The sequence below is a fragment of the Stenotrophomonas pictorum JCM 9942 genome, from assembly GCF_001310775.1.
GTDB lineage: Bacteria > Pseudomonadota > Gammaproteobacteria > Xanthomonadales > Xanthomonadaceae > Stenotrophomonas > Stenotrophomonas pictorum.
In genome coordinates this window covers 1-2976 of sequence record NZ_BAZI01000325.1, presented here as the reverse complement: position 1 = coordinate 2976, position 2976 = coordinate 1, and the positions used below count along the sequence as shown (strand labels likewise).

Annotated in this window: 4 protein-coding genes; 2 read left to right on the top strand and 2 right to left on the bottom strand. The window is 67.0% G+C overall.

The genetic code is table 11. The annotated features are described in order from the left end of the window. Positions 1–52: 52 nt before the first annotated feature. A complete protein-coding gene (locus JCM9942_RS18390) occupies positions 53–208 on the bottom strand; it encodes a metal-sensing transcriptional repressor (protein WP_256202384.1) in 156 nt (51 codons plus the stop codon). A gap of 62 nt (positions 209–270) precedes the next feature. Here JCM9942_RS18390 and dmeF point away from each other — a divergent pair, with 62 nt between their 5' ends. After that, the gene (dmeF, locus tag JCM9942_RS13120; RefSeq protein WP_054660217.1) at positions 271–1221 is read left to right on the top strand and encodes a CDF family Co(II)/Ni(II) efflux transporter DmeF; all 951 of its coding nucleotides are present in this window, start codon (positions 271–273) and stop codon (positions 1219–1221) included. 87 nt (positions 1222–1308) lie between these two features. Here dmeF and phhA read toward each other — a convergent pair whose 3' ends face one another. Continuing rightward, complete coding sequence (gene phhA, locus JCM9942_RS13115; protein ID WP_054660215.1) at positions 1309–2199, bottom strand: phenylalanine 4-monooxygenase; 891 nt, start codon at positions 2197–2199, stop codon at positions 1309–1311. 133 nt (positions 2200–2332) lie between these two features. Here phhA and JCM9942_RS13110 point away from each other — a divergent pair, with 133 nt between their 5' ends. After that, a complete protein-coding gene (locus tag JCM9942_RS13110) occupies positions 2333–2818 on the top strand; it encodes an Lrp/AsnC family transcriptional regulator (RefSeq protein ID WP_054660213.1) in 486 nt (161 codons plus the stop codon). Positions 2819–2976 lie beyond the last annotated feature (158 nt).

Below are 2976 nucleotides of genomic sequence, written 5' to 3'. Positions count from 1 at the left end.
TCCGGTTCGGCCACCAGATGGTCGCTGAGGTGGCCGGCCATCACCTCCAGCATCAGCCGTGCATGGCGCCCTTGGCCGCGGCGATCTGCACCAGCACCGCATCGCAGTCGTCGCCGGTCTCCAGCGCCTGTTCCAGCGCCGCCACCTGGCCGGCGATGCGGCGCACCCGGGTGAGCAGTTTCTTCCTGTCGCGCTGGATATGGGCCATGCGCGCATCATATACCCATGGGGGGTATATGATGCGCGCCACTTTTCTCCGAAGCCGCCGTCATGTCCCTGGACGCCCTTGCCGCCGCCCGCCGCCACCGGCATGCCTTCAGCGAAGGCAATCCGATGGCCGAAAAGAACACCCGTCGCGCCATGATCCTGACCGTGCTGATGATGGGGGTGGAGATCGCCGGCGGCTGGTGGTTCAACTCGATGGCGGTGCTGGCCGACGGCTGGCACATGAGCTCGCACGCGCTGGCGCTGGGCCTGGCCGCGTTCGCCTATGCCTGCGCGCGGCGCTACCGCGACGATCCGCGCTTCGCCTTCGGCACCTGGAAGATTGAGATCCTGGCCGGCTACACCAGTGCGATCCTGCTGCTGGGCGTGGCCGGGTTGATGGCGTTCGAGTCGATCGCGCGCGTGTTCAAGCCCAGCCCCATCCACTACCCGCAGGCCATCGCCATCGCCGTGGTGGGGCTGGCGGTGAACCTGCTGTGCGCCTGGTGGCTGCGCGACCAGCACCATCACGGTCATGACCACGCCCATGGCGATCACCACGATCATGGCCACCACCACGGCCATCACCATGACCTCAACCAGCGTTCGGCCTACCTGCACGTGCTGGCCGATGCGGCCACCTCGGTGCTGGCGATCATCGCGCTGCTGGGCGGCCTGTACTTCGGCGCTTCGTGGCTGGACCCGCTGATGGGCATCGTCGGCGCGGTACTCGTGTCGGTGTGGGCCGTTGGCCTGATCCGCCAGACCGGCCGGGTGCTGCTGGATGCGGAAATGGACGCGCCGGTGGTGGCCGAGATCCGCGAGGCGGTGGAGCAGGGCGCGGTGCCGGCGCGGCTGGCCGATCTGCATGTCTGGCAGGTCGGCCGTGGCCGTTTCGCCTGCGCGATGGAGGTGGTCACCGCGCCGGGCGTGGAGTCAGAGGTGTTCCACCGCGCGCTGTCCATCCACGAGGAAATCGTGCATGTGACGGTGGAGGTGCGCCACGCCGCGGGGTGAGGGTTGCCGGCGGCGTGCATCGCGCGGCTTGAGACGGAACAGCCGCCCGGGGTGGCTGCTCCCTTGCGGCGCCAAGGGCAAGACGTCTCAGACGTCGCCGCCCTCGGCCCAGCCCTCGCCACTGCCGCGCTGGAACACGATATCGCCCTCGTGCACCTGGCCGGCCGGCAGGTGCGCGGTATCGGCCAGACGCGCGTAGATGGGGGTGAAGTCCGGTCCGGTCGCCGCCATCAGCTGCTCGAAGCTGTCGATGACGAAGTAGGTTTTCTGGAAGGTGTCGATGCGGTAGCGGGTGCGCATGATCCGCTCCAGGTCGAAGCCAATCCGGTTGGGCGCGGCGGATTCCAGCGAGTACAGCGATTCGCCCTTCGACGAGACGATGCCGGCACCGTAGATGCGCAGGCCATCGGCGGTATTGATCAGGCCGAATTCCACTGTGTACCAGTACAGCCGGGTCAGGTTCTGCAGTGCGTCCGGGCCGATCGCATGCGCCTTGACGCCGCCACGGCCATAGGCGGCCATGTAGTCGGCGAACACCGGGTTCATCAGCAGCGGCACATGGCCGAACAGGTCGTGGAACAGGTCGGGTTCGGCGATGTAGTCGATCTGGTCCGGGCGGCGGATCCACCAGGTCACCGGAAAGCGGCGGTGCGCCAGGTGATCGAAGAAATCGAGTTCCGGCAGCAGGCCTTCGACCCCGACCAGGGTCCAGCCGGTGGCCGCACCCAGCACTTCGTTGAGCTGGTCGAAACGCGGAATCATGTGCGCGCTCATGCCCATCGCGTCCTGGGCATCGAGGAATTCCTGGCAGGCGCGGCCGACCAGCAGCTCGCGCTGGCGCTGGTACAAGGTGCTCCAGGTGGCGTGGTCATCGGCGCTGTAGCCGTCCCAGGGTTGCTCCACCACCGCGGTGGTATAGACCGGCACGTAACCCTTGTCGGTCTGCTGGTGTTCGACGCGGCGCGGGGTGGCTTCCATGACGGTGGTTCCGGGTAACGAGGGAATCCATCGATGGTAGGGACGAGGCCGCGCAACAGGTGTGCAAAGTTGCGACGCTGCGGCTTTGTGACGCAATATTGTTGCGCGCATACAATGTTGCGGAGCAACAAAGATGGGTCCAGTCATGTTTGACCGAACGGATCTTCGGCTGTTGGCCGAAATCCAGCAGCAGGGCCGCGCCACCAACGCCGAGCTGGCGGCCCTGGTGAACCTTTCACCGTCGGCGTGTCTGCGCCGGATCCAGCGGCTGGAAAGCGAAGGGGTGATCGGCGGCTACGGCGCCCGCCTGGAGCCGCGCGCGATCGGGCTGGGACTGCAGGCGTTCGTACGGGTGCAGCTGTCCAAACATGGAAAGGAGGCGATCGACCACTTCGTCGAGGCGGTGCTGCTGTGGGATGAAGTGGTGGCCTGCCACGCGCTGACCGGCGACATGGACTACCTGCTGCACGTCTACGTGCGCGATCTGGACCACTTCTCCGCGTTCCTGCTGGACAAGCTGCTCAATGCCGCCGGTGTGGCCGACGTCAATTCCAGCTTCGTGCTGCGCGCGGTGAAGGAATTCCGCGCGCTGCCACTGTCACAGCTGGGACGGGGCTGAGCGGCGGTATCCGGGACGCACATGATCGCCCCGTCGGCGGTTGGACTCAGCGCGCCTGCGCGCCGCAGTCCTTTTCCTTGCCGCGCAGTTTGTCGATACGCGAGCGGCTGTCCTGGCAGCGCTGCACGGCCTCGGCCTGCAGCGCCGCGGCGCGTGCA